Source organism: Micromonospora sp. ATA51 (genome assembly GCF_016802855.1).
GTDB classification, from domain to species: Bacteria; Actinomycetota; Actinomycetes; order Mycobacteriales; family Micromonosporaceae; genus Micromonospora; species Micromonospora sicca.
The window spans coordinates 1-26,919 of record NZ_JAEVHJ010000062.1 but is presented as its reverse complement, the minus strand read 5'-3'; the positions used below and the strand labels follow the sequence as shown (position 1 = coordinate 26,919).

Genomic DNA, 26,919 nt, shown 5'->3' with positions numbered 1-26,919 from the left:
ATCTCCAAGCTCTCCGGCGGGGCACTGCGGCGGCTGCGCCGGCAGATCCAGCTGGTGATGCAGGGTTGCGTTGGTCAAGAGGTTCGCGTCGGAAGCCAGTTCGACCCCGGACGCGAACCTCTTGATCGACAAGAGCGGGTGGGCGGGTCAGGAACGGGTGGCGGCGCGGTGTTCGGCGTCGGCCTTCATCCGGGCGGCGCGGTCGATGTCGGACTGCCGCACGGCGGCGACCGAGCCGAAGACGTTGACCGCCTCGTAGTAGGTCCAGGCCAGGCTGTAGCAGGCCGGCCGGACCACGACGTTGTACGTGGCGCAGACCCGCTTCAGGTCCGCGTAGAAGGCGCTGTCCAGGCGGGACTTGTTGGCGGAGAACCGGCCCATCGCCTTGTAGTTGCGGTAGCCGAAGTCGTGCCGGTAGCAGGAGAGGCTGAAGTTGAAGCCGAGCGGGTTGTCCGGGCTGGAGGAGCAGTAGTCGGTCGACCAGTCGAAGGCGTACTCCGACCAGGCGGCCTTGTTCAGACGGCCGGCGTTCCAGGCGTTGTAGCTGGTGGCGCTGGTCTGGGTCCAGCTGGAGAGCACCGAGAGCTTCTGCTCGGTGCTCACCGCGGCGGACGCGGGGGAGGCCACGCCCAGCGCGGTGAGCAGCGCGAACGTGCCGGAGATGAGGACGGTGGCGAGGCGTCTGGACACGGTTACCTCCGCGGGGTGTGCGGTACGGCGGTTACCGGCGGGTCACCGGATGTCGATCAGTGTCGATCGACGGCGGAACGTCGCGCGATGCTCGGCGCGAACTGTTGGTGACATACGTCCAAACAGACCAATGCCCCGGACGCCGGGGGCGTCCGGGGCATTCCGTCCGACGGGTCAGCGTACGAAGCGCGGCGGGCTGGCCGGCCCCTCGTTCCAGATCCGGTCCAGCGCGGTCACGTGGTACGTGTAGCGCTGGCCCGCCTCGGCGGTGCTGTCCACCCAGGACTGCACGTCGCCCGCGTCGCCCCGCACGGTGGCGACCAGGTGCGACGCGTCGGCGAAGTCGCAGCGGTCGGCGATGCCGGTCCCGTCGAACCGGTAGATCGCGTACGAGGTGGCGGCGCCGAGCGGGCCGGCATCGTCCGCCGGCTGCCGCCAGGTGAGGTGGACCCCGTCGGCCTGCCGCTCGGCGCGGTGATCACCGGGGCGAGCAGCGGCTGCGCCGGCAGCTGCGCCATGGCCGGCACCAGCGCCGGGCGGGAGTAGTGCTCGGCGGCGTAGATGTCGGTGGCCCCGAGCCGGTTCGCCCGCACCTGCACCGCGGAGAAGTGCACGTTGCCGAGCACCTCCGGGTACGACCGGTTGAGCGTCAGGTGGTCCGACAGCTCCCGTGGGTTCTGCCAGAACGGCCCGTACGCCGGCTCACCGCTCTTGTAGTCGGCCTGTCCGATGTAGAGCTGCACCCGGGTGCCGCGCACGGTCTCCGCCCACCACGGCACCAGCCGGGCGTAGTCGGCGGCCGGGTACTGGCCGATGTACCAGTAGAGCTGCGGCACCACGTAGTCGATCCACTCCTCCTTAACCCACTTGCGGGTGTCGGCGGAGATGATGTCGTACGACTGCGACCCGGTGGTGTCCGAGCCGTTCGGGTCGGCGGACTTGTTGCGCCAGATGCCGAACGGGCTGACGCCGAACTTCACCCACGGCTTGGCCGCCTTGATCTTGGCGTTCATCTCCTGGATCAGCAGGTTGATGTTGTCCCGCCGCCAGTCGGCCCGGTCGGTGAAGCCGCGGTTGTACTGGGCGAAGGTGGCGTCGTCCGGCACCTGGTACGTGCCGCTCGGGTAGGGGTAGAAGTAGTCGTCGAAGTGCACGCCGTCGATGTCGTACCGGTTGACCGCGTCCATCATCGCGGTCTGGACGAACTCGCGGACCTCGGGGATGCCGGGGTTGTAGTAGAGCCGGCTGCCGGCCACCCCGGCCGGCGGGTAGGCGAAGACCCAGTCCGGGTGCTGCCGGGCCGGGTGGTTCGGTGCGAGCTTCGCCAGGTCGGCGCCGGCCCCGCCGGGCGCCGGCATGGAGACGCGGTACGGGTTGAGCCAGGCGTGGAACTCCAGGTTCCGCTTGTGCGACTCCGCCACCAGGAAGGCCAGCGGGTCCCAGCCCGGGTCCTGGCCGCGCACCCCGGTCAGGTACTCCGACCAGGGCTCGTACGGCGACGGCCAGAACGCGTCGGCGGTCGGGCGGACCTGGACCACGACGGCGTTGTGGTTGAGCTTCTGGGCCAGGTCGAGCCAGCCCAGGTACTCCGCCTTCTGCTTGGCGACCTGGTCGGGCGCGGTCTGGGACGCCTTGCTGGGCCAGTCGATGTTCGTCACCGACGCGATCCACATCGCCCGGAACTGACGCTTGGGTGTGGCCGGGTCGGTGGTGCAGGTGGTCAACGGGTCGGTCGCCGCGTCGCTTTCCGCGGCGCTCGCGGGCGTGGCGGCGACGAGCGCGCCGAGCAGCGCCACGGCCAGCCCGGCGGCTCTGAGCCGAGTTGCCTTCATGCGGTGCGTCCCTTCTTGGGCTCCCGGGGCAGATGTCGGTCGACGACGGACGCCGGGCGCATCCGGCAAGAAGCGCCGCACTTTATCTGTCGTCGGTAGGAAACTTTCACCATTCCCCGGACGGCGCAAGACCTCCGGACGGATCGACGCGCAGGTCGGGCCGAACGTGCGACCCGTGAGCCGGCCCACACCGCCGAACGTGGTCTTCCCGACACGCACCGTCATGGTTCGGCGCGCGGCGAGCTGGGTAGCTTGGCCGGTCACCGGCCGCCACGGTGGTGGTCGCACGGTGGGGAGGGGTGATCGGGTGTCCGTGCTGCGCACCAAACCGATCAAGGACGTGCTGGCCCAGGCGGACGCCGACGGCACCGGCGGGAAGCTCGGGCTGCGCCGCCGGCTCGGCGCCGTCGACCTGATGGGCTTCGGCATCGGCATCGTGATCGGCACCGGCATCTTCACGCTGACCGGCATCGAGGCGAAGAACCACGCCGGCCCGGGGTGGTGGTGTCGTTCGCCGTCGCGGGCGTGGTCGCCCTGCTCGCCGCGCTCTGCTACGCCGAGCTGGCGTCCAGCGTGCCGACCGCCGGCAGCGCCTACACCTACGCGTACGCGACGATGGGCGAGATCGTCGCCTGGATCATCGGCTGGGACCTGCTGCTGGAGTTCGCGCTCGGCTCGGCGGTGGTGTCCAGAGGCTGGTCCGGCTATCTCGCCGAGCTGTTCGACCTGCCCAGCGCCTGGTTCGCCGAGGAGGGCAGCATCGTCAACCTCGGCGCCATCGCCATCGTGCTGATCCTCGGCGTCGTCGGCATCGTCGGCATCCGCGAGTCCGCCCGGGTGACCAACCTGCTGGTGCTGGTCAAGGTCGCCATCTGCGTCTTCATCGTGGTCGCCGGGCTGTTCTTCGTGAAGGCGGCCAACCTCAGCCCGTTCATCCCCACCGCCGAGCCCGCCGGCAGCGGCGAGGACGGCATCCGGCAACCGGTCACCCAGGCCCTCTTCGGGCTGGAGCCGTCGGTCTTCGGCTTCGCCGGGGTGCTCACCGCCGCCGCGGTGGTCTTCTTCGCGTACACCGGCTTCGAGGCGGTGGCGAACCTCGGCGAGGAGACGAGGAAGCCGCGCCGGGACCTGCCCCTGGGCCTGCTCGGCACGCTGCTGATCTCCACCGTGCTGTACATCGGCGTCTCGCTGGTCCTGGTCGGCATGGTCCGCTACACCGAGATCGACGAGGGCGCGCCGATCGCCTCGGCCTTCGAGGCCGTCGGCGCCGGCTGGGCGGCCATCGGAGTCTCCATCGCCGCTATCGCCGGACTGACCAGCGTCATCCTGGTCGACCTGGTGGCCATGGGCCGGATCGGCTTCGCCATCGCGCGGGACGGGCTGATCCCGCCCTCGATCGCCAAGGTGCACCCGCGCTGGGGCACCCCGTACCGGATCTCGGCGATAATGACCCTCGGGGTGGCGCTGCTCGCCGGGTTCCTCCCGCTCTCCGCCCTGGCCGACCTGGTCAGCATCGGCGCGCTCTGCGCGTTCGTGCTGGTCTCCGTCGCCGTGCCGATCCTGCGCCGCAAGCGCCCCGACCTGGAGCGGCCGTTCAAGGTGCCGTTCTCCCCGGTGATCGTCTCGGCGCTGGCCTGCCTCTACCTGATGCTCAACCTGTCGGTGGAGACCTGGCTCCGGTTCCTGGCCTGGATGCTGCTCGGCGGGATCATCTACTTCGGCTACGGCCACCGGCGCAACCGGCTGGCCCGGCGCGAGGCCGCCCAGTCTCCTCCCGAGCGCGCCGTCTTGTGAGCTGTGGGATTGAGGTCCCGGTCAGGGCCTCGGCTGAGGGGCGGCGGTGGGGCCCTTGACGACCGGCTTGCCGTTCTCCCAGACCACCTCGTCGAGCCAGACCTGGCGGCCGGGGTCGGTGCTGCCCTCCTGGCCGGGCGGCCAGGCGTGGTAGAGCAGCCAGGTCCGGCCGTCCTTCGCCACGATCGAGGCGTGGCCGGGGCCGGAGGCGACCGCGTTGGTCTTCAGGATGGGGTTCTCGGGCGCCTTCACGCACGAGCCGGTCGGCGAGTCGCAGACCGCGTAGCCCTCGGCGTACGTGTCCCTGTCGTAGGCGTTGGCGGCGAAGAAGAGGTACAGCTGCCCGTCGTGCCGATGGAAGAACGGCCCCTCGATCAGGGTGCCCTCCCACGGCTCCGTCTGCTTGAGCAGCTTCGCCGGCTCGCCGACCAGGCGCAGCCCGTCGGCGCTCAGCCGCTGCGACCAGAGCCAGGTGTCCACCCCGATCGCGTTGCCGTCGTTCTTCCACAGCAGCCACAGGCTGCCGTCGGCGTCCCGGTACGGGCTGGCGTCGATAGACCCGCCCAGCTCCGCCTGGCAGACCAGCGCGGCGGTCGAGTCGTCCCGGTACGGCCCCAGCGGCCGGTCCGCGACCGCCCGGCCGACGCACTGCCGGCGCGACGCCCGGTCGGCGACGGTGTAGTAGAGCACGAACCGGTCGGGGGCGAGCTGGATCACCTCGGGCGCCCAGGTCTTCCCGGCGTCGGCCCAGCCGGGCAGCTCCGGCAGGGCGTCCCCGGCCTCGCTCCACTCGACCAGGTCGGGGGAGGTGAGCACCGGGACGTTCCGGCCGCCGCTGTTGGTGTGGAACAGGTACCAGGTGTCGGCCACCCGGATCGCCTGCGGATCGGGGGCGTCGGTCCGGACCACCGGGTTGGTGAACATGCGCGTCTGGTCTCCTGTACCCGAAGGGGCTGGTGTGCTGCCGCAACCGGCGACGAGCAGCGCGGCGGCCAGGGCCGCCGCGCCGCGTCGCCGGCTCCTGCCGGAGATCATCCCTTCAGGCCGCTGCGGGAGACGCCCTGGATGACGTGGCGCTGCGCGAGCACGAAGAGAATCAGCACCGGCACGCTGGCCAGCATCGCCCCGGCCATGATCACCGGATAGTCGGTCACGTAGGCGCCCTGGAGCAGGCCCAGGCCCGCCGGCAGGGTCAGCCGCTCCGGGCTGAACAGCACGTAGACCGGCCAGAGGAAGTCGTTCCAGTTGGTCAGGAACGACAGCACCGCCAGGGTCGCCAGCGCCGGCTTCGACAGCGGCAGCAGCACCCGGGTGAAGACCTGCCAGTGGTTCGCGCCGTCCAGCACCGCGGCCTCCTCCAGCTCCCGGGGGATGGAGAGGAAGAACTGCCGCAGGAAGAACACCCCGAACGCGCTCGCCGCCCCCGGCACCACCACCACGGTCAGCGTGTCGATCCAGCCCAGCCGCTCGGCGATCACGAAGTTCGGGATGATCAGCGAGGTGGGCGGCAGGAACAGCGTGCCCACGATCAGCGCGAAGCTCAGCCGCCGGCCGTGGAACCGCAGCCGGGCCAGGGCGTACGCGGCCATCGACGCGGTGACCAGCACCAGCAGCGTGTGCAGGGTGGCCGCCAGCATGCTGTTGACGAACCAGCGCAGCACCGGGTTCGCGGTGTTGTTGATGATCGCGTCGTAGCCGTACGTGGAGAACGGGTTCGGCAGCCAGCTCGGCGGGTCCTGCTGCGCGTCGGCGTACGTCTTCAGCGAGGTGAGCAGCATCCAGACCACCGGGGTCACGAAGACCGCGGTGATCAGCAGCAGCACGGCGTAGCGCACGCCGCGGCGCAGACTCGTCATCGTCGCCCCCTCAGTCTTCCCGGTACCGGAACAGCCGGAAGTTGACAATGCTGACCACCGCCAGCATCAGCGCGAAGAGCACACTCATCGCGGCCGCCCGGCCCGCGTCGTAGTCGCGCAGCCCCTCGTCCACGATCCGCCAGACCACCGTCCGGGTCTGCTCGCCCGGCGCGCCCTGGGTGATCAGGAACGCCTGCCCGAAGACGTTCGCCGAGGCGAGGATCGTGGTGGTCAGCACGAAGAGCAGCACCGGGCGCAGGCCGGGGAGCGTGACGTGCCGGAACCGGTCCCAGCCGTTCGCGCCGTCGACCCGCCCCGCCTCGTACAGCTCCGCCGGGATGTCCTGGAGGCCGGCCAGGTAGATCACCGCGTTGAAGCCGCAGGTCCACCAGACCGTCACCCCCACCAGCGACACCCAGGCCCACGGCACGTCCGTCACCCACGGGGTGTCCGAGGGCAGGCCGACCGCCCCGAGCAGCCGGTTGACCAGGCCCAGGTTCGCGTCGAGCAGGAAGCGCCAGAGCAGGCCGATCACCGCGACGCCCAGCACGTACGGGGCGAAGAACGCCGCCCGGAAGAACGTCCGTCCGGGGAACGACCGGTTCAGCAGCAGCGCCAACCCCAGCGGTACGACCACCAGCAGCGGCACCGACAGGACGGTGAAGATCGCGGTGGCCCGGACGCTGGACCACCAGTCCCCGTAGATCGCCGAGTCGCTGGAGAACAGGTCGCGGTAGTTGCCCAGCCCGATGAACGGCCGGTTCGGCAGCTGGAGGTCCCACTGGTGCAGGCTGATCCACACCCCGAAGAGGATCGGCGCCAGCCCGAAGACGCCGAACAGGACCAGGTACGGCGCGAGGAAGAGGTACGGGGTGGCCCGGTGCCCCCGCTCGGTGGCGCCCCGCCGGCGGAGCCGGCCGCCCGCCGGGGGCGGCGCGTCACCGCGCGCCGCCCCGACCTCGATCACGTCCGCCACGGCGGATCAGCTCCCGTACTTCTTGCGGTTGTCCTCGAGCTGCTTGTTCGCCTTGGCCACCCCGTCGTCCAGCGCCTGCTTCGGCGACTTCTTGCCCAGCGCCGCCTCGTTGAAGGCGTTGTAGAAGGTGGTCATCACCTCGCCGAGGCCCGGGGTGGCCGGCGGGAAGGCCGCGTACTCCAGCTCCGGGGCGAGCGCGTTGACCTCGGTCAGGGCCTTGAACTCGGCGCTCTCCCGGACCGCCTTGCGGGCCGGCACCTGGCCGCCCTTGGCCCAGTCCAGCGAGTGCTGGCTGAGCCAGTTGATGAACACCTTCGCCCCGGCGACCTTGTTGTTGTCCGCGCTGCGCTGCTTGACGATGGTGAAGTTGTGCGAGTTGGCCCAGGCCGCCGGCTGGCTGCCGATCTGCGGCAGCGGAGCCACGCCCCACTGCACGGTCGGGGTCTTCTTCAGGTCGTTGATTTGCCAGATGCCGTTGAAGTTGAACGCGTTCTTCCCGCTCTTGAAGGCGAGGTAGTCGGCGTCCTGGCCGACGTTGGCCGGCGAGTACCCCTGCTTGATCATGTCGACCAGCCAGGTGCACGCCTCGACCGCCGGGTCGGAGTTGAAGGTGGCCTTCGCGACCTCGCCGTCGAAGAGCGTGCCGCCCCACTGGTGCAACAGCGAGTAGAAGGTCATCCCGCCGGTGAACTGGAACGGGCTCACCCAGAAGCCCTGTACGCCGGACTTCTTCAGCTCGGCCAGCGCGGCGGTGTACTCGTCCTTCGTGGCCGGCGGCTTGTTCGGGTCGAGGCCGGCCTTCTGCATGACGCCCTTGTTGTAGTAGAAGCCGAGGGGGTGCATGTCCAGCGGGATGCCGTACCGCTTGTCGTGGTACAGGCCGCCCTTCCACACCGTGGGGGCGAAGTCGCCCTCGCTCAGCTCCAGCGCCTTGGCCACGTCGTCCAGTTCGGTGATCACGCCGCGGGCGGCGAAGGTGGCGAGCTGGTCCATGTGCATGACCGCGATGTCCGGGCCGTTGCCGCTGGAGACGGCCCCCGGCAGCTTGCTGTAGTAGTCCTGCCACTCGTACGTGACGACGCTGACCGCGACGTTCTGGTGCTCGGTGTTGAACTGCTCGACCAGCTTCTTGAAGATGTCGCCGTCGCCGCCGGTGAACCCGTTCCACAGCTTCAGGTCGACCTTCGGGCCGGTGTAGTCCTTGCCGCCGTTCCCGGCGGCGGTCGAACCGCCGGTGCTGCTGCCACCGCCGCAGCCGGCCAGGGTCAGCGTGGCCGCGGCGCCGAGGCCGACGCCGAGGCCGAGCAGGCGGCGCCGGCTCATCTCGTTGGTGATCATGCGGTACTCCTTGGGGGACGGGATGAAGTATTGCCTGGTCAGGGCTGAGGGGCGAAGCGCAGCAGGTTCCAGGAGCAGGCGGGCAGCGCAACGGTGCACCGGCCGCCGTCGGAGGTGGGGGTGGTGAGCTCCCGAGGCGTCACCCGCTCGGGCTCGGCCTCGGTGTTCGTGGCCGCCGGCGCGGAACCGGCGGCGAGGGTGAGGTGCTGCTCGGGGCGCAGGCCGGGCAGGCCGCGCAGGTCGAGGTCGAGCGGGAGGTCCGCGTCGCCCCGGTTGACCGCGAAGACGGCCAGGCCGCCGGTCTCCTCGTCGTGCACGGCGACGGTGTCCAGCACCGGCACGTCGCCGTACTTCTTGGTCTCGTAGCGGGGGGAGACCGGTTCGGTACGCAGCACGGTGCCCCGGGCGTACCGGGCGGTGAGGGCGAACGGGTGGAAGATGCTCTGCCGCCAGGCGGGACCGCCGGTGCGGGTGCGGATCGGGGCGATGACGTTGGCGAGCTGGGCCTGGCAGGCCACCCCGACCCGGTCGGCGTGCCGGAGCAGGGTGATCAGCAGGTCGCCGACCACCACCGCGTCGACGGCGGTGAAGTCGTCCTCGATCAGCGCCGGTGCCTCGACCCAGCCGCGCCGGTCCAGGTCGGCCTGGAGGCGGGACTGGTACCAGACGTTCCACTCGTCGAAGGAGATCTTGAGCTTCCGCTTGTGCCGCTGCCGGGCGGCCACGTGGTCGGCGGTGGCGACCACGTCGGTGATGAAGTTGTCCATGTCGACCGCGGAGGCCAGGATGCTGGCCCGGTCACCGTCGGACGGGTCGTAGTAGGTGTGGGCGGAGATGTAGTCGACGTGCTCGTAGGTGTGCTCCAGCACGGTCGCCTCCCAGGAGGCGAAGGTGGACATCGTCCGGTTGGAGCTGCCGCAGGCCACCAGGCTGATCGACGGGTCGATCATCTTCATGGCCCGGGCGGTCTCGGCGGCCAGCCGGCCGTACTCGTCGGCGGTCTTGTGGCCGACCTGCCACGGGCGTCTAGTTCGTTGCCCAGGCACCAGAGCCGCACCCCGTACGGCTCCTCGGCGCCGTGCTTGCGGCGCAGGTCGGACAGCTGCGTACCGCCCGGGTGGTTGGTGTACTCCAGCAGGTCGCAGGCCTCCTGGACGCCCCGGGTGCCGAGGTTGACCGCCATCATCGGCTCCACGCCGGCCTCGGTAGCCCAGGTCATGAACTCGTCGAGCCCGAACGCGTTGGTCTCGATCGTCTTCCAGGCCAGGTCCAGTCGGCGGGGCCGGTCGCCGACCGGGCCGACGCCGTCCTCCCAGCGATAGCCGGAGACGAAGTTGCCGCCGGGGTAGCGGACCACCGAGACGCCCAGCTCGCGGGTGAGCTGGAGCACGTCGCCGCGGAGGCCGCGGGAGTCGGCGGTGGAGTGCCCCGGCTCGTAGATTCCGCCGTACACGCAGCGCCCCATGTGCTCGACGAAGGAACCGAAGAGCCGGCGGTCGGCCGGTCCGATCGAGAAGGCCGGGTCGATCGTCAGCTGTGCGCTCCGCAAGGGGTGCCACCTTTCCTCGTTACCGGTGCCCGGGTGACCGCGGTCACTCCGTACCACAGGTTTCTACAACGTTGTAAGCAACGTTGTAAAGGGGTCTGGACGCGGTACAGTGCCGGCAGTACCCGACACCGGGAGGGTTGGCAGTGCGGCACAGGCTCAAGGACGTCGCCGAGCGAGCCGGCGTGTCGGTGAAGACGGTCTCCAACGTGGTCAACGGCTACCTGCACGTCCGCCCGGACACCCGGGCCCGGGTCGAGGAGGCGATCGCCGAACTCAACTACCGACCCAACCTGTCCGCGCGCAACCTGCGCAAGGGGCGGACCGGAGTGATCGCGCTGGCCGTCCCGGAGCTGGACATCCCGTACTTCGCCGAACTGGCCCGGCACGTCGTCTCCGCCGCCGCCGAGCACGGCTGGACGGTGCTGATCGACCAGACCGGGGGCGGCCCGGAGCAGGAGCGCAAGGTCGCCAGCGGGATCGGCGACCACATGATCGACGGCCTGATCTTCAGCCCGCTGGCACTCACCGCCGACGACCTCACCGGCCTCGACGGCATGCCGATGGTGCTGCTCGGCGAGCGGGTCGACCACGGCCCGGCCGACCACGTCGTGGTCGACAACGTGGCCGCCGCGCGGGAGGTCACCGCCCACCTGATCGGGCTCGGCCGGCGCCGGATCGCCGCCATCGGCTCGCAGCGCACCCCGGAGGGGGTCAGCGCCCGGCTCCGCCTGGCCGGCTACACCGCGGCCCTGGCCGAGGCCGGCATCGGGTACGACGAGAAGCTGGTGGCGCCCGCACCGGCCTGGCACCGCGCGGACGGCGCCGCCGCCATGCGGGAGCTGCTCTCCTCCGGCGTACGCCCCGACGCCGTCTTCTGCTTCAACGACACCCTCGCCCTCGGCGCCCTGCGCGCCCTGCACGAGGCGGGGCTGCGGGTGCCCGACGACGTAGCGGTGGCCGGCTTCGACGACATCGAGGACGGCCGGTTCTCCATCCCCACCCTCACCACCGTCGCCCCGGACAAGGAACGCATCGCCCGGCTCGCGGTGGAGCTGCTGGCCGGTCGCCTCGACGGCGACCGGGAGGCGCCGCCCCGGGAACTCACCGCCCCCCACCGGCTGGCCACCCGCGAGAGCACCACCGGCCGCCCCTGAGACCGATCCTCCGAGGGTCGGCGGTCAGTCGAAGAAGCGGGCCAGGTGGGTCTTGGCGGGCGCCGGGTCGTCCGGGCCCAGCGGGGTCAGGTCGGCGAAGATCGAGGCGCCGTCGCAGCCGGAGTGCAGCGGATACCAGCGCGGGGTGCCCGGCGGGCGCTGACCGCAGATGCCCTTGATGGTCTGCACGTCCAGCAGCCGGACGTGGGTCGGGTCGGCGACCGCGTTCACGTGCCGCCACCACGGGCTCATCACGTGCAGCACGCCGCCCGGCCGGAGCACCCGGTGGCACTCGTCCAGCAGCGGCAGGAAGTCGATCAGGTGCTCCAGGATGTGCACCGCGAAGAAGACGTCCACCGAGTCGTCGGCCAGCGGCAGCGAACCGGAGAGGTCGGCCACCGCGTTCACCCCGGGCGCGGGGTAGATGTCCAACCCCAGGTTGCCCGGCCACTGCTTGGTCGCCCCGCAGCCCAGGTCCACCACCACCGGGGCGCGGCCGGCCACGCGTACCTTGCACCAGACGCCGAGCACCCCGGCGAGCCGGCCGACCAGGTCGCGGACCAGCCGCAGCTCGGCCGGGTCGGCGACCTCGCCGGTCAGGTGCGCGACGCCCCGGTCGAAGCGCACCTCGACCGCCAGCGGACGGAGCCGGTCGTCGTGCCGGGCCAGATCCGCCCACGCCTCGGTGAGGAATCCGTCGACCGTCCGCAGCCGCTCGGCCGAGGGCGCGGACTGGGCCATCGCGACCATGAGCACCTCCGGGCCGCCCGTTACCCGCATCCCCGCCCGTTATGCCTCGATCATGCAGATTCGCCCCGCCGAACGCCGCCGATCCCACGGCCCATGCCGGCTCGTCGCACGCGGACGACGCTGCTCTCGGCGCCAACGAATCGGCTTACCGGGTTGCCCCAGCGGCGACCTCTCCGGTGAGCGATATGCCGGTCAGGCATATTTATGACTCTCAGGTATATCGCTCGCCGGGTAACTGCCCGCCGCGGCGGGACACGCCGGACCGCCCAGGCTCAGGCTCAGGCCCAGGCCCAGGCCCAGGCCCAGGCGAGCATGGTCCGGCCGGGCTGCGCCGGGGCGGCACAGGTCAGCCGGAGATCGTCCGGCGGGCGGCCCGGCCCGCGCCGCGGATCCGCTGCCGGGGCGGCGGAGTGGTCGTCCGGGGCCGCTTCAGGTGGTAACGATGCAGCTCGTTGTTGCCGGGCAGGGACGGGTCCTCGCTCATTGCGACCAGCTCCCAGCCCTGGTCACCGGCCCGGTTCAGGTGGGCCAGCGCGGTGTCGCCGTACGGGGTGACGTCGACCATGGAGCCGTCCGGGCCGTACCAGATGAAGACGACCTCCCACCCGATGTCGGTGGTGGCCGCCTGGCGGCGGCGGACCAGCAGCGCGTACTCCCACTTGAGCATGGCGTCATTGTCACCCCGCGCGCGCCCGCCGGCACGGATCAATCCTCGGCGATCCGTCCGGCGTCCACCCGCAGCCGTCGGTTGACGCTCACCGCGTCCAGCATCCGCCGGTCGTGGGTGACCAGCAGCAGGGTGCCGGGGTAGTTCTCCAGCGCCGACTCCAACTGCTCGATCGCCGGCAGGTCCAGGTGGTTCGTCGGCTCGTCCAGCACCAGCAGGTTGACCCCGCGCCCCTGCAGCAGGGCCAGCGCCGCGCGGGTCCGCTCGCCCGGGGAGAGGGTCGCCGCCGGGCGCAGCACGTGCGCCGCGCGCAGGCCGAACTTGGCCAGCAGCGTCCGCACCTCCGCGGGCGTCAGCTCCGGTACGGCGGCGCCGAAGGCGTCCAGCAGGGGCTGGTCGCCCAGGAAGAGCCCACGCGCCTGGTCGACCTCGCCGACCACCACCCCGGGACCGAGCGCGGCGTGCCCCTCGTCGAGCGGCAGCCGGCCCAGCAGCGCGGCGAGCAGCGTGCTCTTGCCGGAGCCGTTCGCCCCGGTGATCGCCACCCGGTCCGCCCAGTCGATCTGGAGGTCCACCGGGCCGAGGGTGAAGCCGCCCCGGCGTACCACGGCTCCGCGCAGCGCGGCCACGACGGCGCCGGCGCGGGGCGCGGCGGCGATCTCCATCCGCAGGTCCCACTCCTTGCGGGGCTCCTCGACCGCCTCCAGCCGCTCGATCAGCCGCTCGGTCTGCTTGGCCTTCGCCGCCTGCTTCTCGGTCGCCTCGGCGCGGAACTTGCGGCCGATCTTGTCGTTGTCGGTGGCCTTGCGCCGGGCGTTCTTCACGCCCTTCTCCATCCAGGCCCGCTGGGTGCGGGCCCGGGCCTCCAGCGCGGCCCGGGTGTCGGCGTACTCCTCGTAGTCGGCGCGGGCGTGCCGGCGGGCCACCTCCCGCTCCTCCAGGTACGCCGCGTAGCCCCCGCCGTAGTGCCGGACCTGCTGCTGGACCAGGTCCAGTTCGAGCACCCGGGTCACCGTCCGGGTCAGGAACTCGCGGTCGTGGCTGACCAGCACGGTGCCCGCGCGCAGCCCGCCGACGAACCGCTCCAGCCGGTCCAGCCCGGCCAGGTCGAGGTCGTTGGTGGGCTCGTCGAGCAGGAAGACGTCGTACCGGCTGAGCAGCAGGGAGGCCAGCCCGGCCCGGGCCGCCTGCCCGCCGGAGAGACCGGTCATCGGGTGCTCCAGGTCCACGGTCAGCCCCAGCTCCGCGGCGACCTGCTCCGCGCGTTCCTCCAGGTCCGCGCCGCCCAGGCCGAGCCAGCGCTCCAGGGCCTCCGCGTACGCGTCGTCGGCGCCGTCCGCGCCGGCGGTGAGCGCCTCGGTGGCGGCGTCGAGCGCCACCTGCGCGGCGGTGACGCCGGTGCGCCGGGCCAGGAAGTCGCGGACGGTCTCGCCCGGCCGGCGCTCCGGCTCCTGCGGCAGGTAGCCGACGGTGGCGCTGGGCGGGTTCAGCGAGACGCTGCCCAGCTCCACCGGCTGCAGCCCGGCGAGGGTACGCAGCAGGGTCGACTTGCCCGCCCCGTTCACCCCGACCAGCCCGACCACGTCGCCGGGGGCGACCACCAGTTCCAGGTCGGAGAAGAGCAGCCGGTCACCGTGCCCGGCAGCGAGGTCCTTGACGATCAACGTGGCGCTCATGAGGAGGTCGAGCCTACCGGGGTGGCGGCCGGCGGCCGATCCGATGACCCGCGCTCCGCCGGCGACCGGGCTGAGGAAGACTCACGGGCGTGGTGACCACTCTGGCGATCGACTGTGGCGGGGGCGGGATCAAGGCATCGGTGCTGGACGCCGCCGGGACGATGCGCGCCCGGCCGCTGCGGGTGCCCACGCCGTACCCGTTGCCGCCGTCGCTGTTCGTCAAGACCCTGCTGGACCTGGGCACCCGGCTGCCCGCGGCGGACCGGGTGACCGTCGGCATGCCGGGGATGATCCGCCACGGCGTGGTGGTGGCCACCCCGCACTACGTGACCCGGTCCGGGCCGCGCAGCAAGGTCGACCCGGACCTGGTCGCCGAGTGGTCCGGCTACGACGTGCGCACGGCGCTCGCCGAGGCGTTCGGGATCCCGGCGCTGGCGCTCAACGACGCCGAGGTGCACGGCGCGGGCGTGGTCGCCGGGACCGGCTGCGAGCTGGTGCTGACCCTCGGCACCGGGCTGGGCAGCGCCCTCTTCGACGGCGGGGTGCTCGCCCCGCACCTGGAGCTGTCGCACGCCCCGGTGCGCTGGGGCACCACCTACGACACGTACGTGGGTGAGCCGGAGCGCCGCCGGCTCGGCGACGCGTTCTGGTCCCGCCGGATCCGGCAGGTGGTCGACGGCCTGCGCCCGGTGTTCCGCTGGGACCGGCTCTACCTGGGCGGGGGGAACTCGCGCCTGATCCGCCCGGAACAACTGGTCCGGATGGGCGATGACGTGGTGGTCGTCCCGAACACGGCCGGAATCGTGGGCGGTGTCCGGGCCTGGGACCTGATGGGCGACCGGTACGACCCGACGCCCTGACGCAACTTCCGCGAACGGAACACTCGCGGTACGGCCGGTGTTGTGTCAGCGTCGGACAAAGGGCGGCGCGACACGAGGAGGTGGGACGAATGGATCTTCTGGCGGACTACCGGCGGGCGACCATGTTCTTCGAAACGGGTGACCCGGCCGGGGCGGCGCGGCTGCTCGAGCCGATCGTCGAGGCGGAACCCGGCAACTCCTCGGTGCGGCAGCTGCTGGCCCGGGCGTACTTCCGGTCGCCCAGCTCAACCGGGCCGAGGAGCACCTGCGCGAGCTGGTCGACCGGGACCCGAGCGACCACTACGCGCACCACGTGCTGGGCCGCACGCTGGAGCGGATGAACCGGTACGCCGACGCGCTGCGGCACCTGCGCATCGCGGCGGCCATGTACTCGACCAACACCGACTACACGACGGCGCTGCGCCGGGTGGAGAGTCGGGTCAGCGGCGGCCGCTGACGGCACACGCGTACGGACGGGGCAGCCCTGGTGGCTGCCCTGTTGCGTGTCCGCCGCGCCTACGATTGCGGAGTGAAGCTCAAGCTCGATCTCCACGACATCTTCAACAAGGGCCAGGACATCGACCGCGCGCTGCGCGGGATCATGGACGAGGCGGTCGCGAAGAAGGCCACCCTCGTGGAGATCATCCCCGGCAAGGGCTCCGGCCAGCTCAAGAAGCGGGTGCTGCGCTTCCTGGACCAGAAGGACGTCAAGCAGCTCTACCACCGCGTCGAGAAGGACTCGAAGAACTTCGGCCGCCTCTTCGTCCACTTCCGTTGGAAGTAGGAGTCCCGGCTACCCGACCTTGCGCGCTACCGCCGAGGTAGCTCCTGAGCTGCGGAAACGCCTTTCGTCGGCTTCCGGCATCTTCCGCCGTTACTCGCGCTCGGTTGTGCCGGATCTGTGCCCGATGATCATGAGGCTGTCGAGCCTACGCAGCCGGCCGGATCGACGTACCCTGCCGACCGGTCGGTTTGTGTATGGTCCGTCGAGTGATCATCAGGAGAGCCTGTTACCGGCGAGGCTTGCCGTGACGTCGATATCGCGATGGCCTGTGCTCGCACCGGCAGTCGCGGTCGGTCTGCTGGTGCTCGGCCTGACGCTCAACGCTGCAACGATCATCTACGACCTCATGCATTGGGACGTCGTGTACTACGTGCCGCCGGAGGAGGCAGCCAACCGGAACGGCCTTGCAGACCTCGGTCTCCAGGTCGTCGACCAACTGGCCTCGGTTCTGTCCGGACTGGCCGTGGCTGGCCTGCTCCTGTCGCTGGCAGGGCTCGTGCACGGCGAGACGTGGGCACATGTGACGACCTGCGTCCTGACCGCTCCATTTGCTCTTTGCTGCGGCCTGACGTTCATCAACGGCGGGGGTTCCTTCACCGGAAACCCTGACGACCCGAACACGCCTCGGCATGCCTTGGCGCCAACCTGGGTCCGCATTGTCGACGTGCTGGGGCCACCTCTGCTTGTGGGCGCGGCGGCCGTGGTCTTGATTCTGCTGTTTGTGCCGGCGGTCCACCGGCGCTTCTACCCACCCCGGCAGCAGCACGACCCGCGAGGGTTCCCTCATCACGAATAGCGGACCGTTGCCGGGCTGCGACCGCCGGCCGCTGGCAGACGTGACCGGCAGTCCCACGCTTTCGAGGTCGGCGCTCGCTCGTTCATCAGCGGACCGATTGGTTCAGGACCTGCATCGAGCCACTGCCGCAGCCGATCGCGGCCTCCTTCGAACGCCAACGAACGAGACCGGAAACGAGACCGCCGATGACTAGACCGACACGATCCCCGAGCACGACAAGCTGTAGGCCCCAGCCCGCTTTCCAAGTTTGCTCGGCGCCATACGCGCTTGATCGGGCCGGTTCGCCACCTAGGCCAACTCGGCCGGCCGTTCGTCTTACGGTCGCCCCCGTACGCTAACGAACGAGACGACAAGTGAGACGAAGGCAAGACGGCGTCCGATCATCCCGATCTAGAAGCCGCCCCCGGCGCGGCCTGCACTGACCTATCCGTTACGAGTCGGTGTCGGGGCGCTGGCCCGCCGCTTGGCCGTCCTGCTCGACATGGGGTCCGGGTCCCCCGTCGTCTGCCGTGGTCTGCGCAAATCCGCCTAGCTGGTACAGCGGAACCCGGACCACGACGGTCCGGGCTTCGCATGTCCGGAGTTCAGCTCACGTTACCGACCTCGCACTTCACCCCACCCGCTGCATCGAGAACAATCATCGTGTCGCCGCGGGCCGTCTGCCCGCCGCCAACGTCGCTGATGTAGTCGGTGCCGTCGCCGACCTTCGTTCCCGACGAGTCCAGAACGTCAAACCGGATCGAGTACGAACTGGACGATCCTGTGTTGTTCTTGATCGTGTACTCGATGTCGGCGTTCCGAAGGAGCCCGCCGTCCTTCACGCTGCATTTGGTGATCGTCACAGTGGGATCCGCCTTGACGATGTCAGTACGGCAAGTCGATGCCGCGGCGGCGGGCGGACTCGCGGTGGGCGGTGACGATCGCGTCGAGCCAGCGGCGGCCATCTCGTCGGCCTGGTGGATCCGGGCCATCCGAACGTGGAAGACCTCGCGGTCGTAGTGGTAGACGGAGTCGACGCTGGGCTGCGCGGCGAGCGCCTCCTCGAGCAGGTCTTCGGGGAAGAACTCGCTGCCGATGAGGACGATGAAATTCACGCCGTCGCCGAAGCTCAACTCCCAGCGTAGGCCGTCGCCGGTGCCGACCCAGAGTTCCGCGCAGAGGTCGGCGCGGGTCGCGGAGAATTCGTCCCGCATTTCGCCCTCCAAGCGGATCGCCGACAGCACGTCTGGGGTGTGGTCGAGCGCCGCGGCGACCGGTGGGAAGGCGGCCAGCTGGTCGACGGCGTACTCGACGCTGCGCAGATCATCGGTGCCGCCCACGGGCTTGACGCCGGGCACCGCGTAGGCAGGCAGTGAGAAGTCATGGGCTCAGTGGTTCCTTCCGTGACCTACGCATTACGAGTCGGTGCCGGGGTGCTGGTCTACCGCCTGGTCCTCATGCCAGACGGTATGTCCGGGTCCGTGGTCGTCCGCTGATGCTCGCCGGGTTGGCTGCTCACTTGGCTGCCCGGGGTGGTGGGGCGATTGCGGTGCATGCGGCGATGGGGGCATCAGCTACTGGTGCTCGATCTCGTACTGGCACTCGCTACATGGCTCTGGCGGCTCAAGTTCCCGCCAATCGTGTTGTCCGCGATGAGGGCAGTTCCCGTACCAGCTTTGCCTCCGTCGTACCCTCACGCTTCACATTCTCTCGGCAGGCTCTTGACCGGGGGTCGATGCTGGAAGATGGGCATCGAAGCAACGAGGGAGGTGCGTCAACGTGGGTTCGCCAGCGTTACGGCTTCGCGGCAGAGGCGACCGGGTACGGCTGCGCAAGATCGGAATGTGGAATCGCGATCCTCTGGCAGAGCTGACGGTTACCTGCCGTACCACGGTCGCTGTAGACAAGGCATTCGGCGAGTCCGTGCGCGCAGCCCGCCGGGCCGGGCGTAGCTGGTCGGAGATCGCCCACGCGCTGGGCTTGCCCTCGACCTTGTCGAGCTGGGAGGAGATCGCGGCGGCCCTCGCCACGCGCCGCCAGGCGGTGTGGTCGCACACTGCGGGCGAGGCCGGACGATAGTCTCGTGATCGAGATCCTGTACTTCGACGGCTGTCCCAACCACGAAGGTCTGCAACACGTGCGTGCCCTGCTCACCGAGGCGGGCGTCGAGTTGCCCATCACCGTGCGGCGTATCGACTCGGATGCCGAGGCGAAGGCGGAGCGGTTTCTCGGCTCGCCCACCATTCGCGTCAACGGCATCGACGTCGATCCCACGGCGGCGCCCCGCGACACGTACGGACTCTTGTGCCGGGTCTACCCCACCGGCGACGGGCTGCGTGGCACCCCTCCGGACGCCTCGATCCTCGCCGCGCTGCAGCGCCAGCCACCCGGTGGGAGGGCCGGCTGATGGTTGCCCGGATCGACCTGCCGCGGCTGCGCTCGCTTCTGGGCACCGGCGCCCAGCTCGTTGAGGTGCTGCCCACCGCCGAGTATGCCGACCAGCACCTACCCGGCGCGGTCAACATTCCGCTCAAAACCCTCAACCCCGCGACGACCGCGGCCCTGGACCGCATCCGCCCGGTGGTCGTCTACTGCTGGGACGGCCTTTGAGACATGAGCCCACGAGCCGCGTGCCGGCTCGAAGCCCTCGGGTTCACCGATCTCTACGACTATGCCGCCGGCAAGGTCGACTGGCTCGCGCACAATCTGCCAACCGAGGGCGCCCGGGCCGACGCACCCACCGCCGGCAGCCGCCTGCGCCACGACGTGCCCACCGCCATGCCTGACGAGACCATCACCACCGTCCGCGCCCGAGTTGACGCCTCTCCATACGGGTTCGCCCTCGTCCTTACCGCCGATCGCACCCTGCTCGGTCGTCTTCGGCACGCCGACCTCGCTGCCGACTCCGACACCCCAGCCCATGAAGTGATGGAACCGGGGCCTTTGACGCTGCGCCCTCACGAGGCCCTGGCCGACATCGAATCCGACATGCGCGACCACCACCTGACCTACACGATTGTCACTAACCCGGAAGGCCAGCTACTGGGCATCGTCCACAGCGACGACCTACGAGACACCAACGCGACTTCGTTCGACGAGGGGTCCAGGTCTACGGGCAGCGGACTGTAAATCCGTCGCGAAAGCTACAGAATCCTCTACCCGTCACCAGGGAACGGCAAGGCCTCTGACCTGCGGAAACGCAGGTTGGGGGCCTTGCCCGTTTCTCGCTGAACTTGACCACTGTTGGCCCCAGCGACCCGACCCGATCCAGCGAACCGGGTGGGCGTACCCATGGAAGAAAGCCGTGGAAGCGGTCGACGGCGTACCGGAGGGGTTCGGCTGTCACGGGCTGCGCCACTACTTCGCCACCCTGTTGATCCACGGCGGGGCGAGCGTGAAGACGGTTCAGATGGCGCTGGGGCACGCCACGCCGATCATCACGCTGGACACATACGCGGGGGGAGTGGCGGAGGCGGTCGATCGCACGCGGAGTCTGGTCGACGCGGGCCCTGTGCCAGCAGTCCGGCGCTCGGCAGGTGGCGACCCGGTGATGAGCCGGCCTGCCGTGACCCGACCGGTTTGTGACCCGAGGGTTGCAGATCTTCCGATTTCTCGCCCGGGCCTCGACCGACGACACGAAACTAGTTCATATGAGGAGAGTGTCGTCTGTCCTGCTTCTGTCGGTCGTACTCGTGGCTGGCTGTGGCGGCCCGCTCGGCCGCGCGGACACCAAGCGGCCCGGGCGAGCTTCGACCGCCAGCCAGTCGCCTGCGCCGAAATCCCAGATCACCGTCGTCGCCGCCGGTGATCTCTTGGTGCATCCCGAGTTGACGGCGCAGGCCGCGACCGACGCCCGCGCCGCCGGCCGCGCCGGCCACGATTTCACCCAGGTCCTGGCCGCGATACGGCCGGTGGTGAGCCGGGCCGACCTGGCGATCTGCCACATGGAGACCCCGCTGGCGGAGCCGTCCGGCCCGTTCACCGGTTACCCGATCTTCAGCGTGCCACCGGAACTGGCCGATGCCGCGGCATGGGCTGGTTTCGACACCTGCTCGACAGCGTCCAACCATTCCCTCGACACGGGTGTACCAGGCATCCGCCGCACCCTCGACAAGTTGGACCAGGCCGGATTACGCCATGCCGGGACCGCGCGGAGCCCACAGGAGGCAGCGCGGCCCAACATCCTCGACGTGGCCGGGGTGAAGGTGGCCCAGTTGTCGTACACCTTCGGTTTCAATGGCATCCCTCGGCCTACCGGCCAGGACTGGGTCGCGAACCTCACCGACCGCAACGCCATCCTCGCCGAGGCACGGCGGGCCCGCGACCTGGGTGCGGAGATTGTCATCCTGTCGATGCACTGGGGCACGGAGTACCAGAACAAACCGAACGACGAGCAGCTCCAGCTCGCCCGGGATCTCCTCGCCTCGCCCGACATCGACCTCATCGTGGGCCACCACGTACACGTGGTACAGCCGTTTGAGAAGATCGGCACGAAATGGGTGGCGTACGGGCTCGGCAACCTGACCACGTACGGCTCTGAGGAGAGCACCCAGCAGGCGGTGGTGCCAGAATTCACCTTCACCCGTAAGGCGTCCGGCCGATGGGAGGTGAGCGGCGTCGAGGTGCACGCAACCTGGATGCAGTACCAGCCTGCCGCCCGGGTGGTTGACCTGGCCACCGCTGTAGCCGACGTCGGAGCGCCGGAGGAGCGCCGGGCTGACCTGGCCCGCGTCCAGCAGCAGATTGCCCAGTACGTCGACATGCGGGGTGCCCTGTCCGCCGGACTACGAATGCGGCGCTGACCCTCGCCTGGCGACCCGGTCATGAGCCGAACTGTGCCCGATCTGTTCCCGCGATCTTGGGTCGGTGTTGCGTCGCAGGTCAACGCCGTGGTCTGGCCCGATTCGTGCATTTCCGTTGGAAGTAAGGGTCCCGGCTTCCCGACCTCCCACGCAGTCCCCGGCAGGGCTGCTGACCTGCAATGGTCCGGTGCTGCTGCACTTTCCTGCTGTACGGCCGCCATCTCGACCGCGAGGTTTGCCTTGGCGGCGCCTGCGACTGTGGTCGTGTGAACAACCGCTTTCGCCGGCTGCCGCCGCGGATCGAGCCTCTGTACGAGACACAAGACGTCTCCGCCCCGCCGCCGTTGCCCGAGGTGCCGGAGACGGTTGGCTTGACGGCCGCTGGCCAGGTCGCGGATTTTGAGCGGCTGGCTAGCGCCATCGCCCGCCGCCCCGACCGGCGCGGGCCAGCCCTCCTTGTCCACGACCCGGCGCAGCGCGGATGGCGTCGCCGGGTGCTGGTCGTCGTCTTCGGCGCTCTGGCACTCGGAATGGTCGCCGTGGCGGTGCTGACCTGGATCGGTTGATCGGCCCTCGGATAGTTCCGCTGGAAATAGTCACCGCACTGCCCCTGACCTTCACTTCGGGGCGTTCACAGGGCCGCTGAACCATGATCATGCGGTCTCCAGGCCGTCGCCGGTTTCGGTCCTCGCCGGTCGGAAGGCCAGGGACACCCGTCCAATGGCAGTGGAGCGCCATGGGATGACCTGCGTATGCCCGGGAATGCTGGTTCGGAATGACAGGTCCTGACCGCGGCTCGGCGGCGGTCTTCCGCTGCGAGCGACGCTCGGCATGGGCGGACCGACGACGTGAGGAGGTTCGGGTGACCGCGACATCACGGCGGCCGACGCCCGCCGACCCGATGCCGGACGCACCGACGGGGCCGGGGGTGTCCAGCGGCGCCTGCCGAGACCTGCCGCCCGAGTTGGGGCCGGACGCGGTCGGCGTGCTGGAGGGTCGCACGTTCATGTTCTCCGACGCCCGGGGAGACGTGCCGAGGGGCTCCATCGGCGGCCTGGTGCACGACGACACCCGGTTCCTCAACCAGTGGGAACTGACGATCGGCGACGCGCCGCTGCTGGTGCTCTCCTCGGGAACCGTCGACGCCTACTCGGCGGCGTTCTTCCTGGCCAACGCGGACCTGCCCCACCTGCCCGCCAACCGGGTGGGTGTACGCCGGCAGCGCTTCGTCGGCGACGGCCTCTACGAACGCGTCGAGCTGCGGTACTTCGGCGTCGAGCCCGTGTCGATCCGTCTGCGGGTGGCGGTCGGGACGGATTTCGCCGACCTGTTCGAGATCAAGGAGTCGGGCCGCGACCGTGCCACGGACATCGTCCGTCAGCACGAGCTGGACGGCTCGGCACTCGGGTTCGGGTATCGCAACGGCAGCTTTGCGGCGTCGGTACGCGTCGAGGCCGACCCGCCGGCCGACCTGGTGGACGGGGACGCCCTGGTGTGGGATGTGTGTCTCGAGCGGGGGCAGCAGTGGTCCTGCGAGTTGCAGGTTCCGCTGCGCTGCGGCGAGGAAGACTACCGACCGGCGGTCCGCGGGTTCGGCGAGGCGTTCGATCACGGGCCGGAGGACCCGTCGACCCGGTGGGCTGCGGAGAAGCCGCACCTGCACGCGGACGTCGATCTGCTCCGCGACGTCTACCACAGGTCGGCGGTCGATCTGGTGTCCATGCGGATCGAGAAGACCATCGCCGGCGAGCCGGTCGTCCTGTTTGCCGCGGGCCTGCCGTGGTTCCTGACCACCTTCGGTCGCGACACGGTGATCACCGCCTACCAGACCATGACCTGCGGCCCTGATGTCGCCCGCGGCGCCCTGATCGTGCTGGCGGCGCACCAGGCGAAAGGGTTCAACGACTTCACCGACGAGGAACCTGGCAAGATCTTCCACGAGTACCGCTCGGGTGAGCTGACCCAGCTCGGCCTCAAGCCTTACCACCCGTACTACGGCAGCGCCGACACCACTGCGCTCTGGCTCATCCTGCTCTCGGAGTACTGGCGGTGGACCGGGGACGCCGACCTCGTGCGCCGGTTGCGCGGCAACGCCGAGGCCGCGCTGCGGTGGACCGACCGTTACGGCGACCGCGATGGCGACGGATACGTCGAGTACGCCACCCGATCCACGCAGGGCTTGGGCAACCAGTGCTGGCGGGACTCCCCCGACGGCGTGCAGTACGCCGACGGGCGGATACCCGTCCTACCGATCGCCACCTGTGAGATGCAGGGCTACACCTACGACGCGAAACTGCGCATGGCCGAGCTCGCCGAGGGACCGTGGCAGGACCCGGCCATGGCCCAGCGACTACGCGCCGATGCCGCGCGGCTGTGCGAACAGTTCAACCGGGACTACTGGATCCCCGAGCGGGGCGGCTACTACGCCGTCGGCCTCGACGGCGACAAACGGGCGATCGACTCGATGACCTCCAACATGGGTCATCTGCTCTGGAGTGGGATAGTCCCCGAGGAACGCGCCGGACAACTCGCGCGACACCTGATGTCTCCCGAGATGTTCTCCGGGTGGGGGGTACGCACCCTGTCCACCGCCGATGTCGGCTACAACCCGATCGGCTATCACGTCGGCACGGTCTGGCCGCACGACAACTCGATCATCGCCGCCGGGCTGGCCCGCTACGGTTACCGCGACGAGGCCAACCGCATTGCGGTGGCGATGCTGGAAGCGTCCCGGCACTCCGAGCACCGGCTACCCGAGGCGTTCTCCGGCTACGACCGGTCCTTCGGCCGTCAGCCCGTGCCGTACCCGACCGCCTGCAACCCGCAGGCCTGGGCGAGCGGTGCGCCCCTGCTGTTCTTGCGCACGATGCTCGGCCTCGAACCGCGGGAGGGCGAACTCGTCGCCGACGCGCACGTCCCCGACGAATTCGGACGGATCCGCCTGCATCACGTAGCGGCGCTGGGGCGACGGTGGAACGTCGAAGCCGCCGGTTCCGAGTGCACGGTCGCCCCCGTCGACTAGGCGTTCCTTCCGCGATCTTGCACTTTGGGTCCCCGTTCTGCGGCGTTCGCCCGTTTGGCCCGGGCATCAAGTGCAAGATCGCGAGGAGGGGGTGGGGGTTAGAGGGGGTAGGTGCGGGCGACCGCGAGCATGTCGGAGCTGTGCGAGCCGGCCACGCCGACGCCGGCGGGCCGGGGGCGGAAGCCGGGCAGGCCGTCCAACCCGTCACTGACGTCCATGACGCGGACCCGGACCCGCTGGTCCTTGCGCAGCAGCTTCAGGGTGACCTCGATCCCCTGTGGCGGGGGCGCGTGGAAGGTCAACCCCGCGGTCCACGGCAGGTTGGGCGACGGCCCGGAGAACGAGCTCATCCGGCCTTCCGCCGCGGCGCTCAGCACCTCGGCGGTATCTCCGTCCACGTGCACCGTGAGCAGGCGCACCTGACGCTGAGGGGTCACCCGCAGCCGCAGCAGGCGCACGTCGCCGTCGCCGGTGTCGCTCAGCACCTCCAGCTTCGGAGCGGGCAGGTCGGCCGGCTGCGCGGGCCCCGAGCGCAGTTCCGCGTCGTCGAGGCCGGGGAACTCGCCACCGACCCGTTCCACCCCGCCGACGTACTGCGCGGTCCACGGCTGCGGGTGCTCCTCGTGACTGAGCCAGCGCGCCTGCCGGGTGTCGACGTCCATGGCGTACATCAGGTGGGTCGGCGCGGGATGCGCGGCGTCGAAGCGGTCGACGGCCAGCCCCACCCCGGCGAACACCGTCGCCGCGAGCGCGGCGGCGCAGACGGGCAACGTGCCCAGCTTCCGGGCGCGGAGCGCGCGCATCCCACGCTGCCCCCCGGCCTGCGGGTGCAGCAGGTCGACCACCGGGAGCGCGGCCAGGCCGAGCAGCACCGCGAAGAGGGCGGCGACCCCGCCCATCGCCATGCCCAGCGCGGGGAAGAGCAGCACCACGGTGGGCAGCAGCACGACCACGCCCACCGCTGCAGCCGCGGTCACCGCGACCACCGGCCACGGCCCGTCGATCCGGGTGTTCAGCGCGACGAAGCCGGCGACGACGCCGGCCAGGGCGGGCAGGACGACCAGGTACGACCCACCTGGTGCGAACAGGGCGAGGGGCACCCCGAGCAGGGCCAGCCAGGCCAGCCCGCCGATCGCCAGCGCGATCGGCCCGGCCCAGCGCCGGACCAGCGCGTACCAGCCGAGGAGCACCGTCGCGGCCAGCGCCACCACGGCGAGCCGGTACCAGGTCGGCCGGTACGGGTCGAGCAGCTCGGCGTGGCCGGGGCGGATCGCCGTGACCGCCGCCCAGAACAGCTGGGCGGCCAGTGGGGCGAGAACGATCGGGACCAGCGCCAGGCCGAATCCGGCGACCAGGCGGCGCCCGGTGGTCCGGCCCCGCGACCGGGCGAACAGACCCAGCACGAGTACGCCGATCACCGCGGCCAGCGCCAGCGGCCAGGTCAGCCAGCCCGGATAGCGGACCAGCCCACCCGGCACCGGGAAGTAGGTGGCGTCGTCCCCGGACCAGAGCGTCGGCAGGTCGGACCGACCCAACGCCCGGGCCAGGCCGAGCGCGTTGTCGCCGTGCTGCTGGAGGCTGCCCCGGTCCATCACCTCGGGGGTGTCCAAGGGCGTGTGGTAGATCGCGCCGCCGTCGATGTAGGCCGAGTTCAACCCGATGAAGCGCGGGCGGTCGTCGAGGCCGTGCTGGTCGCGGAACGGGGTGAAGTCGGTGTCGTTCGGCAGCAGCCGGTAGATTTCCACCGCGAACGAGGTGCCCACCGGATGTGGCGCCGCCCGGCCGAACAGCTCGACCAGGTTCGCGTTGTTCCGCGACGTCTCGAACATGATGACCGGCCCGGTCGAGCCGCGCGCCTCGAGGTTGAGCACCACCCCACCGTCCTTCGCCAGCGGGTGGCTGGAGACGAAGGCGGACGCGCCGCAGAGGCACGCCTCCTCGGCGTCGGTGAGCACGAAGACGATGTCGTTACGGGGGCGGGGGCCGGTGGTCAGCGCGCGGGCCACCTCCAGGATGGTGGAGGTGCCGGCGGCGTCGTCGTTGCCGCCCGGCCCGGACTGCACCGAGTCGTAATGGGCGACCAGGAATATTCTGCCGGTCGGGTCCGTGCCGGGAAGTCGGGCGACCACGTTGCGGACCCGGCCCATCGAGTAGTTGCCGTTGCCCCGCTGGAGCTGGCCGGCCTCCCGAGCGACGGTGTCCTGCACCTCGGTCTCCAGCCCCAGGCCGCGCAGCGCGCCGACCAGGTGCTCGCGTACCTGGTCGTTGGCCGGGCTGCCGGCGACGTGCGGCCGGGCCGCGATCACCTCGACGTTCCGGTACGCCCGGGCGGCGCTGAAGTCGGCGGCCGGCGCGTCGGCCGGGCGGGGCGCCGGGGTACGCAGGTCGACCAGG

Annotated in this window: 22 protein-coding genes and 3 pseudogenes; 13 read left to right on the top strand and 12 right to left on the bottom strand. The window is 70.4% G+C overall.

The features are described from left to right. Window positions 1-147 precede the first annotated feature (147 nt). Both JNW87_RS12875 and JNW87_RS12870 read right to left on the bottom strand, forming a co-directional pair. Window positions 148-690, bottom strand: coding sequence for a phospholipase (locus JNW87_RS12875; RefSeq protein ID WP_109803995.1), 543 nt, complete (start codon window positions 688-690; stop codon window positions 148-150). Window positions 691-923: 233 nt separating this feature from the next. After that, the gene (locus JNW87_RS12870; protein WP_238453758.1) at window positions 924-2,522 is read right to left on the bottom strand and encodes a glycoside hydrolase family 10 protein; all 1,599 of its coding nucleotides are present in this window, start codon (window positions 2,520-2,522) and stop codon (window positions 924-926) included. Between the two features lie 504 nt (window positions 2,523-3,026). On the opposite strand from JNW87_RS12870, the gene JNW87_RS12865 reads away from it, so the two are divergent. Further along, entirely contained in the window at window positions 3,027-4,316 is a 1,290-nt protein-coding gene (locus JNW87_RS12865; RefSeq protein ID WP_238453757.1) for an amino acid permease, read from the top strand. A 21-nt stretch (window positions 4,317-4,337) separates the two neighbouring features. On the opposite strand, the gene JNW87_RS12860 is transcribed toward JNW87_RS12865, so the two are convergent. The 5 genes and pseudogenes from JNW87_RS12860 to JNW87_RS12840 form a co-directional block, all read right to left on the bottom strand. Continuing rightward, window positions 4,338-5,240, bottom strand: a complete 903-nt coding sequence (locus tag JNW87_RS12860; RefSeq protein WP_238453756.1) for a glycoside hydrolase family 43 protein — start codon at window positions 5,238-5,240, stop codon at window positions 4,338-4,340. A 107-nt stretch (window positions 5,241-5,347) separates the two neighbouring features. Continuing rightward, window positions 5,348-6,172, bottom strand: a complete 825-nt coding sequence (locus JNW87_RS12855) for a carbohydrate ABC transporter permease (protein ID WP_238453755.1) — start codon at window positions 6,170-6,172, stop codon at window positions 5,348-5,350. Window positions 6,173-6,182: 10 nt separating this feature from the next. Next, window positions 6,183-7,148 (bottom strand): carbohydrate ABC transporter permease, encoded by a 966-nt coding sequence (locus JNW87_RS40625; protein ID WP_238453754.1) that lies wholly within the window; start codon window positions 7,146-7,148, stop codon window positions 6,183-6,185. A gap of 6 nt (window positions 7,149-7,154) precedes the next feature. Next, window positions 7,155-8,486: an ABC transporter substrate-binding protein gene (locus JNW87_RS12845; RefSeq protein WP_238453753.1), complete on the bottom strand. Its 1,332-nt coding sequence runs from the start codon at window positions 8,484-8,486 to the stop codon at window positions 7,155-7,157. A 38-nt stretch (window positions 8,487-8,524) separates the two neighbouring features. Further along, window positions 8,525-10,035 (bottom strand): annotated as a pseudogene (locus JNW87_RS12840) (alpha-N-arabinofuranosidase). 143 nt (window positions 10,036-10,178) lie between these two features. Here JNW87_RS12840 and JNW87_RS12835 point away from each other — a divergent pair. Beyond that, entirely contained in the window at window positions 10,179-11,189 is a 1,011-nt protein-coding gene (locus JNW87_RS12835; protein WP_238453752.1) for a LacI family DNA-binding transcriptional regulator, read from the top strand. A gap of 24 nt (window positions 11,190-11,213) precedes the next feature. On the opposite strand, the gene JNW87_RS12830 is transcribed toward JNW87_RS12835, so the two are convergent. The 3 genes and pseudogenes from JNW87_RS12830 to JNW87_RS12820 all read right to left on the bottom strand — a co-directional run bounded on the left by JNW87_RS12830 (window position 11,214) and on the right by JNW87_RS12820 (window position 14,282). Further along, a complete protein-coding gene (locus tag JNW87_RS12830; RefSeq protein WP_238453759.1) occupies window positions 11,214-11,939 on the bottom strand; it encodes a methyltransferase domain-containing protein in 726 nt (241 codons plus the stop codon). Window positions 11,940-12,360: 421 nt separating this feature from the next. Further along, window positions 12,361-12,606, bottom strand: a pseudogene (locus JNW87_RS12825) (hypothetical protein); the annotation flags it as partial. A 38-nt stretch (window positions 12,607-12,644) separates the two neighbouring features. Beyond that, window positions 12,645-14,282 carry an ABC-F family ATP-binding cassette domain-containing protein gene (locus tag JNW87_RS12820; protein WP_238453750.1) on the bottom strand — a complete coding sequence of 546 codons (1,638 nt, stop codon included), beginning with the start codon at window positions 14,280-14,282 and terminating at the stop codon, window positions 12,645-12,647. 89 nt (window positions 14,283-14,371) lie between these two features. Between JNW87_RS12820 and JNW87_RS12815 the strand changes: the two genes are divergently transcribed. The 4 genes and pseudogenes from JNW87_RS12815 to JNW87_RS12800 all read left to right on the top strand — a co-directional run bounded on the left by JNW87_RS12815 (window position 14,372) and on the right by JNW87_RS12800 (window position 16,722). Continuing rightward, window positions 14,372-15,142: an ROK family protein gene (locus JNW87_RS12815; protein WP_238453749.1), complete on the top strand. Its 771-nt coding sequence runs from the start codon at window positions 14,372-14,374 to the stop codon at window positions 15,140-15,142. A gap of 89 nt (window positions 15,143-15,231) precedes the next feature. Next, window positions 15,232-15,599: pseudogene (locus JNW87_RS12810) on the top strand (tetratricopeptide repeat protein). Window positions 15,600-15,671: 72 nt separating this feature from the next. Continuing rightward, complete coding sequence (locus tag JNW87_RS12805; protein WP_088987488.1) at window positions 15,672-15,926, top strand: Smr/MutS family protein; 255 nt, start codon at window positions 15,672-15,674, stop codon at window positions 15,924-15,926. A gap of 268 nt (window positions 15,927-16,194) precedes the next feature. Next, on the top strand, window positions 16,195-16,722 hold the full coding sequence (locus tag JNW87_RS12800) for a hypothetical protein (RefSeq protein WP_238453748.1): 528 nt from the start codon (window positions 16,195-16,197) through the stop codon (window positions 16,720-16,722). A 584-nt stretch (window positions 16,723-17,306) separates the two neighbouring features. Here JNW87_RS12800 and JNW87_RS40620 read toward each other — a convergent pair. Next, window positions 17,307-18,041 carry an FxLYD domain-containing protein gene (locus JNW87_RS40620; protein WP_238453747.1) on the bottom strand — a complete coding sequence of 245 codons (735 nt, stop codon included), beginning with the start codon at window positions 18,039-18,041 and terminating at the stop codon, window positions 17,307-17,309. A gap of 743 nt (window positions 18,042-18,784) precedes the next feature. Between JNW87_RS40620 and JNW87_RS12790 the strand changes: the two genes are divergently transcribed. The 7 genes from JNW87_RS12790 (at window position 18,785) to JNW87_RS12760 (ending at window position 24,525) form a co-directional block, all read left to right on the top strand. After that, entirely contained in the window at window positions 18,785-19,108 is a 324-nt protein-coding gene (locus JNW87_RS12790; protein WP_238453746.1) for a hypothetical protein, read from the top strand. After that, the gene (locus JNW87_RS12785; RefSeq protein ID WP_238453745.1) at window positions 19,108-19,311 is read left to right on the top strand and encodes a rhodanese-like domain-containing protein; all 204 of its coding nucleotides are present in this window, start codon (window positions 19,108-19,110) and stop codon (window positions 19,309-19,311) included. Before JNW87_RS12790 ends, JNW87_RS12785 begins: the two co-directional genes overlap by 1 nt. Window positions 19,312-19,314: 3 nt before the next feature. Beyond that, window positions 19,315-19,830, top strand: coding sequence for a CBS domain-containing protein (locus JNW87_RS12780; protein ID WP_238453744.1), 516 nt, complete (start codon window positions 19,315-19,317; stop codon window positions 19,828-19,830). Next, window positions 19,718-20,509 (top strand): tyrosine-type recombinase/integrase, encoded by a 792-nt coding sequence (locus JNW87_RS40615; protein WP_309233947.1) that lies wholly within the window; start codon window positions 19,718-19,720, stop codon window positions 20,507-20,509. Before JNW87_RS12780 ends, JNW87_RS40615 begins: the two co-directional genes overlap by 113 nt. Then, window positions 20,394-21,503, top strand: coding sequence for a CapA family protein (locus JNW87_RS12770; RefSeq protein WP_309233946.1), 1,110 nt, complete (start codon window positions 20,394-20,396; stop codon window positions 21,501-21,503). The genes JNW87_RS40615 and JNW87_RS12770 overlap by 116 nt, the downstream gene beginning before the upstream one ends. Before the next feature lie 179 nt (window positions 21,504-21,682). Next, window positions 21,683-22,069 carry a hypothetical protein gene (locus JNW87_RS12765; RefSeq protein WP_238453741.1) on the top strand — a complete coding sequence of 129 codons (387 nt, stop codon included), beginning with the start codon at window positions 21,683-21,685 and terminating at the stop codon, window positions 22,067-22,069. 296 nt (window positions 22,070-22,365) lie between these two features. Beyond that, on the top strand, window positions 22,366-24,525 hold the full coding sequence (locus JNW87_RS12760) for a glycogen debranching N-terminal domain-containing protein (RefSeq protein WP_238453740.1): 2,160 nt from the start codon (window positions 22,366-22,368) through the stop codon (window positions 24,523-24,525). Between the two features lie 98 nt (window positions 24,526-24,623). Here JNW87_RS12760 and JNW87_RS12755 read toward each other — a convergent pair. Next, the coding region (locus tag JNW87_RS12755) for a M28 family peptidase (protein ID WP_375373506.1) at window positions 24,624-26,919 on the bottom strand (2,296 nt) is incomplete at its 5' end.